Below are 6,055 nucleotides of genomic sequence, written 5' to 3'. Positions count from 1 at the left end.
AATGGGTTACCAGAATTTCTCTATGACCTTCGTGAACAAAGATAATCGATAGACACGCTCATTTTATTGCAGTCACTGGTGACAGACTAAAGGAAAGAATCAAACCAAAGTGCGTATTATGCACCCTTATGTTAAAACATGTTTCATATCAACTAATTGTGGATACTCCTATGTTTAGGGGTTCCAACAATGAAGTACCACGAAATGACCAAGAATTACTGTTTTCGTGAATTTGAATGCGGGTTATCGGTCGAAGACACAGCAAAATTGTGTTTCAAAACTGTGACTACCGTCAAACATTGGGATAAGGGAGCGACCATTCCAAAAGAGTGTAAACGGCTTATGAGGATGTATAAACGGCTAGAACTCTCTTACAGTAAAGATTGGATCGGTTTTAGTATGAACAGAAGCAGAATGGAGTTACCCACTGGACAGCTGATCACTCCTCAGCAAATATTAGCCGGAATCGGACTACTGGAGATTAACTCAGAGTTGGAGATTAAAACGTCTACTCAGCTGTTAAAACTGGCGCGTTTTATTAGTGCAATGAAACGATAACAATAACTAAGGCTCTGAAAGGGCCTTAGTGAGTTGCTTACTGTTATTAAAAAGTTATACTTAAAGTGTATATGTGTTTTATGCATCTTATTTGGTAATGTATTGGGATTTAAAATGATAATAGGTGGGCGCGCGTTCTGTGGTCGTGATACCTATAAGGAGAGACATGGATATTAAAGTGGTTGTGGCTCTGATCGGAATTGGTGGTGTACTTTCTAGTGCGCTAGTTCAGTTTTGGCTGGGAAGTCGCACGGAAAAGAAAAAAAAACATGTTGAAATACGGAGTTCAGCCTATCTGGATTTTTTAAATGTTGTTGCTGAAATCGCAAGTTCAGCAACGCATTCGGAGCAGCGTAGTGTTGAGCAGCTAAAGCAATTAAATCAATCCAAAACACGAGTAATTTTGCTAGGTAGTAAAGCAGTTGTAACAACAGTGAATTCTTTCTTTCAAAAACACGATTCATTGGACAATAAAGAATCGTATCTATCCTTTAGTAAAATTGTAAAAGCAATGCGCTCAGACTTGTCTGGATGTGATGAGATTGAACTAAGCGTGCTCTGTGAGTCTCTGTTTGGTGTTTAAGGGGTATGCGGCGGCATCGGTATTGCGTTGCTCACACCTTAGCAGGGTGTTGTTCAGCTACAAATTAGGAGTAACCTTTAGATATACAAGTATTTACAGACGAAAGACTAAAATTTGCTCGTTTCTTTTTTTTCACAAGCTAACGCGCTTCGCTTGTTCAAATTACGCCCAGAGCAAGCAAAAAACCGCTTGCACTGGTCACAATTTACAGGTGAAGCGTTTAAAAAATTGTTGTTCTCATAACTATTTTTAATTCCTTTTGTATCTTTTCCGTTTTTTCTGACCTAAACAAAGACCCGAGGAGCGGTATATCCATAAGAACGGGGATACCAGTTTCGCTCATATGCTCAGATTTAGACATTAAACCACCAAGAACAATGGTTTGCTTATTTTGCACCTTGACGACTGATTGAAGCGTACGTTTATTGATGATGATATCGGACGCTAGGGTAGAGTTAGTCACTGATGAAGATTCTTGACCTATCGATAAGATTATTTCGTCACCGATAACGTGAGGTGTCACCTCCAATAAAATACCCACATCATGACGCTCAATACGTTGCACCGTATTACCACCGTCCGTAACCTCTGATGAAGTAAGGAAAGGCACGTTTTGACCCACTGTTATATAACCGCGCTCCCTATCCATTATTAATATGTTAGGGCGAGATAATAGCTCTGAATCTTCATTATTCATGACCGCTTTAACTAAGGCGTTAAAATTTCCGCCTGAAAACATAGCGGCACTATCTGTTAATACATCAACCACGGTTGTATTCGTTACAAAGCCCGCCTTATCAAGTGCCAATTGCATATTCACGCCAATTTCTTGAGCATCACTAAAAGTCACTTCTGTTATTATTGCTTCGATAAAGACTTGTTTTTGAGGACTGTCAATCGCCTGTATTAAAATATCAATTTTACTTAGCTGTTCTTTCGTTCCAGTTACCAATAAGCCGTTGGTTGTCGGTAAGACCTCAACAGTAAAATTGTTAATGGGGCTATCTTTAACCGACTGAGTTCTCGTTGCTTGAAGCGTAGAATTAATCACATCAACAAGCTTAGAGTTTCGCACATGGTTAAGCCTATACAGTTTAACCAATGACGGCTCAATCAATTTGATTTGATCCTCTTTCGGCTTAACAACATAGAAACCATCTTCGAATTGAACCCAATACCCATGAGCGGATAAGACGTTGTTAAAAAACGATGCATGTTCATCTGGCTTGAGGTTTGGAGCGGTAAAGCTGACGGTTCCCGTCACTCCCTGACCGAGCACAATCGGTTGACCTATCTCACGCGCTCCCCAAGAAACAAACTCAGCAATGGGCGTGTTGGACGTCTCAAACGTAGAAGATTCAGAAGCAAAACAGGATGCCGTCAGCAGTAAGAGACATAAGAAATGAAAAGCAAAAAGGATACCTATAACAAAATTGCGCATTTTATAAACCTTGATTTAATGAAATTAATATACGCCAGAGAATTAACAGTGAATACGCTCGTAAATGTCATTTTTCATCAAAGTCAATTGACACCTTGAATTAGATTCAAATGAATACCCCAAAGATGCAAGCTCGATACTTGAAATACGAACCCCAGATTTATCCAACTCAAAATAAAGTGGCTGATTGGGAGCGTTCATATAGCTCACAATGCGATAGCCCGACAAATCAACGCTAGGCACGTTTTGCTCGACCTGTTGAGTGACCTCAACAATGGGATCAACGGTAGGACGTGTTAAATACGAAATGAAGGAAGCCACAGCGACACCCAAAAATAACATGGTGAAGCGTGAGTATTTACGAAAGTATATTTTTGTAATACGCATAATGTTTCTCGCCGTGTAGGGGACAGTATACCGTCCATGCACATAATAAGGAGGCAATACGGAATAAACGCCGTGAGGGTAGTTAGGGCTAAACATTTGCTTAGTATCGTAACTAGAATAAAGGTCCGTACCCCAAAGCATCCATTTGTCTACGGTAAGCGATTGAGCGTTATCCCCGTATTTCACGATGCCTATATGAAGTTTCGGCAAGGGCAAGCGACACTGGCCGAGCGTGAACATCCAAACAAGAAAGGAAACAACAGGGATTTGCATTCTATCCATGCGGCGACAAAAAACAGTATGCTCGGCCAGTGCAAGGCGAGCTTGCTTGTCTACAATCGCAATATCTTGAACAATAAAAATCACATCCCAACCAAGCTTTCGAATATGCAAAAGGTGATCAATTAATTTCTGTCGGTTCTTATCGTTCCATGTTCTAGAGTTAAACCACGTGCCACATTCGTCTAGAACAATCAAACCGTCTTTACTCGTATCATAGGATTTATTGGCACTACCGATGACTTGCAAATCCTCAACAACTGGCTTGTCTGGCAGGCGATAAAGACGGGTGTTCTTTTTATCGCGTCCTATCATCTCTTTAAGGTTAATATTAAGGTTCGTTGCGACAGGAACGCCACGCTGCAAAGCCTCACGAATTTTACTCACCGAGACAAGCGATTTACCGCCGCCAAGCTTGCCCGTAACAAAAAATACTTGAGCCATTAGCCAGCCACCTTCGTTACGATATAGACTTGCCACTCCCAGACCCAACACATAATACGAGCGGAAAGAATGGTACTGACACAAGGGACCGCGATATCAGGAACGAAGAAGCCCCAAGCTTGAGAAATGACTGAAGGGGCAACGAAATGAATAGCGGTGAGTAAGGCATATATTGAATAACTCACCGCCGTAGCTAACCCAACAATCATGGTAACAATGGTCAAATTGATTGCGATTTGCTTTGTGTACCGAAGAAAGAAGAAACCAAATATTTTAGCCGAAAGACCACCAAGAAACGCCGCTAAAGCTGGCAAGCGCATTGCGTTGCCAATCGTGCCTAAAATGGGTAATAGTGCAATCATTATGCGTGCCTCGTTGCGCTTGGCTTAATACCCGCAGGGGTTATGCCATTGAGAAGAATATCGAATAGCGTCATGATGGTGTAAGCCCCAATGAGAAAAGAGAGAATCACTTTGATTTGCTCGCTTAAACTGCATGACAATTCAATTGTTGATCCTTCATGACTGCCAAGAGTCAAAGGCTGGCAACCAGAATTAAACCCTAACGACTCCATTAACATGGTTTTTGCATCACCGCCAACCACCTCCATATCAACCGTTAACGGGCTATCAATCGTGCCTTGGATGGTTGACATCAAAACGCCCTCAGAATCGTTTAAATCACTAGAAAACTGAGTACCTAATTGGGATGATATGGTCTCGATAAAGTCCCCCTTCAAACCGTGGTCACCCTCACAACCTCTTGGGTCAGCTAAAGGATCGCAAGGGGCTTCACCAGAATCACCAAGTAAGCTAGCTATATCATCAAGCTTTGAGCCTAACGCACCTGTTTGACCACTAATCGCGGATACCGTGGCGTCCGTGCCTGACATGACCGCCCCTGTTGTTTGTAATTGCGCCGCTTTATTCGCCTGATGCAAGGCGTAATCTTGATTCATTTGCTCACTGATAAGAACGCCAGTCGCAGCCTGATAAGCATTAGATTGATTGAGCGCGTTGTTCACATCAGAAAAACCTTTGTTGACGTCGGTATTGAGGGCATTAAAGGCATTATTGTTGTCCCTATTAAGATTTTGAATGCCCTCCAAAACTGCGGTATCGGTGCTATCGGTTGGGGTAACATGATCCGGTTCAGGCTTTTCAAAGGACGGAGTCGAAGGGTTAGACGTCGGTGGCGTACCAGGATTGAAACCGCCATCGGGCGGGGTTATAGGGTCGGTTGGGTCGATATCCCCTAAACACTCGGGATAGGTAGGCATCCCTATGACACATTCGCGCGGTTGAGTGCAAGACATATCGAGCGTGTCCAAGAAATCAGAGCAACTAAACCTAAATATGCCACTTGATTCGGCGCACGCCATTTCAGCACTGAATATCTCATCCCAAGTAGAAGAAAGGTCGCAGTAGGCCACCTCGACACATTCGCCCGTCACGGGGTCGGGTTGCTGACCGTCAGGACACGCAGGACCGCACTGTCCGGTTGCGGGGTCGGGGACTTCGCCATCCGGGCAAGAGGCAATATCCGAATAATAAAACAGGTCGTTACCTCCTGATTGGGACGTCGTCACCGACAGATACGAGGAAGCGACCGTCACACTAAGAATGGGGCCTTTGTTGACTTCATTACCGAACACCGTTGAAATGAGAGTACAACCTTGCAAGTCATTCGGTTCAATCACATCCCCCACAGAAACACAGGTCACTCGATTGACGGTGTTAACCCAGCCCGTCAATTTGACTAACGCAGAGACCGCATTAAACGAAACGGCTGAGAGTAGCAAGGCAATCATGGCGCTTTGTGGTTTGTTCATCGCGGTATCCAAGAAAAGAAGGGAAAGTGGGGCAGCGAACCGCCCACACTGGTGATATTAAGTGGCTTTGTTTGCTGATTTCCTGAATAGCTTGATACCAATAAAGCCAACCACAACGATAGGGACGATCCCCCAAGCCATTGCAATATAATCGGTAGCCGCACCCGTTAGAGCGTCAGCCGCCGCTTGAGCCTCGACACCCAGAGCCGCATGAGCAACACCGGAAGTAAGAGAGACAACACCTAAAGCAACAACAGGTGCACGATTTTTTAAGCCAATTAACAGTTTTTTCATGTTGATTTCCTTTTTAGGATGGTTAGTTAGAAATAGAGGTTTCAGAAGCTTGCTTGAACATTAAAATGCTCTTGGCTCCTGCGTACCCCAAAACGGACGCGGTCAGTAATGACCCGATTACAAATTCTACCGTTGGCATTAACGTTGACCTCCATATATGCAGCCAAGCAAAAAGCAGAGCATTAAACCAATGCAAAAAATCAAAAGATAAAACGCTTCGAATTGCTCAACTGTCATA

The 6,055-nt window shown here is 43.4% G+C and carries 8 protein-coding genes; 2 read left to right on the top strand and 6 right to left on the bottom strand.

Annotated features, from left to right (window positions below):
* Positions 1-189 precede the first annotated feature (189 nt).
* Together HLM86_RS10200 and HLM86_RS10195 are read left to right on the top strand one after the other, a co-directional pair.
* On the top strand, positions 190-558 hold the full coding sequence (locus HLM86_RS10200; RefSeq protein ID WP_170882645.1) for a phage protein: 369 nt from the start codon (positions 190-192) through the stop codon (positions 556-558).
* A gap of 166 nt (positions 559-724) precedes the next feature.
* Positions 725-1,141 carry a hypothetical protein gene (locus HLM86_RS10195; protein ID WP_170882646.1) on the top strand — a complete coding sequence of 139 codons (417 nt, stop codon included), beginning with the start codon at positions 725-727 and terminating at the stop codon, positions 1,139-1,141.
* Between the two features lie 220 nt (positions 1,142-1,361).
* Here HLM86_RS10195 and HLM86_RS10190 read toward each other — a convergent pair whose 3' ends face one another.
* The 6 genes from HLM86_RS10190 to HLM86_RS20440 all read right to left on the bottom strand — a co-directional run bounded on the left by HLM86_RS10190 (position 1,362) and on the right by HLM86_RS20440 (position 6,054).
* Positions 1,362-2,582, bottom strand: a complete 1,221-nt coding sequence (locus HLM86_RS10190; RefSeq protein ID WP_170882647.1) for a secretin GspD/PilQ domain-containing protein — start codon at positions 2,580-2,582, stop codon at positions 1,362-1,364.
* A 42-nt stretch (positions 2,583-2,624) separates the two neighbouring features.
* Positions 2,625-3,692, bottom strand: a complete 1,068-nt coding sequence (locus HLM86_RS10185) for a zonular occludens toxin domain-containing protein (RefSeq protein ID WP_170882648.1) — start codon at positions 3,690-3,692, stop codon at positions 2,625-2,627.
* On the bottom strand, positions 3,692-4,054 hold the full coding sequence (locus HLM86_RS10180; protein ID WP_217702155.1) for a DUF5455 family protein: 363 nt from the start codon (positions 4,052-4,054) through the stop codon (positions 3,692-3,694). Before HLM86_RS10180 ends, HLM86_RS10185 begins: the two co-directional genes overlap by 1 nt.
* Positions 4,054-5,523: a hypothetical protein gene (locus tag HLM86_RS10175; protein WP_170882649.1), complete on the bottom strand. Its 1,470-nt coding sequence runs from the start codon at positions 5,521-5,523 to the stop codon at positions 4,054-4,056. Before HLM86_RS10175 ends, HLM86_RS10180 begins: the two co-directional genes overlap by 1 nt.
* Positions 5,524-5,580: 57 nt before the next feature.
* A complete protein-coding gene (locus tag HLM86_RS10170; protein WP_170882650.1) occupies positions 5,581-5,817 on the bottom strand; it encodes a major coat protein in 237 nt (78 codons plus the stop codon).
* Positions 5,818-5,955: 138 nt separating this feature from the next.
* Positions 5,956-6,054: a tail virion protein G7P-2 gene (locus HLM86_RS20440; protein WP_353958830.1), complete on the bottom strand. Its 99-nt coding sequence runs from the start codon at positions 6,052-6,054 to the stop codon at positions 5,956-5,958.
* Position 6,055: the final 1 nt, after the last annotated feature.

The organism is Vibrio ostreicida (assembly GCF_013074385.2).
GTDB lineage: Bacteria > Pseudomonadota > Gammaproteobacteria > Enterobacterales > Vibrionaceae > Vibrio > Vibrio ostreicida.
This window is presented reverse-complemented; position numbering and strand designations above follow the sequence as displayed.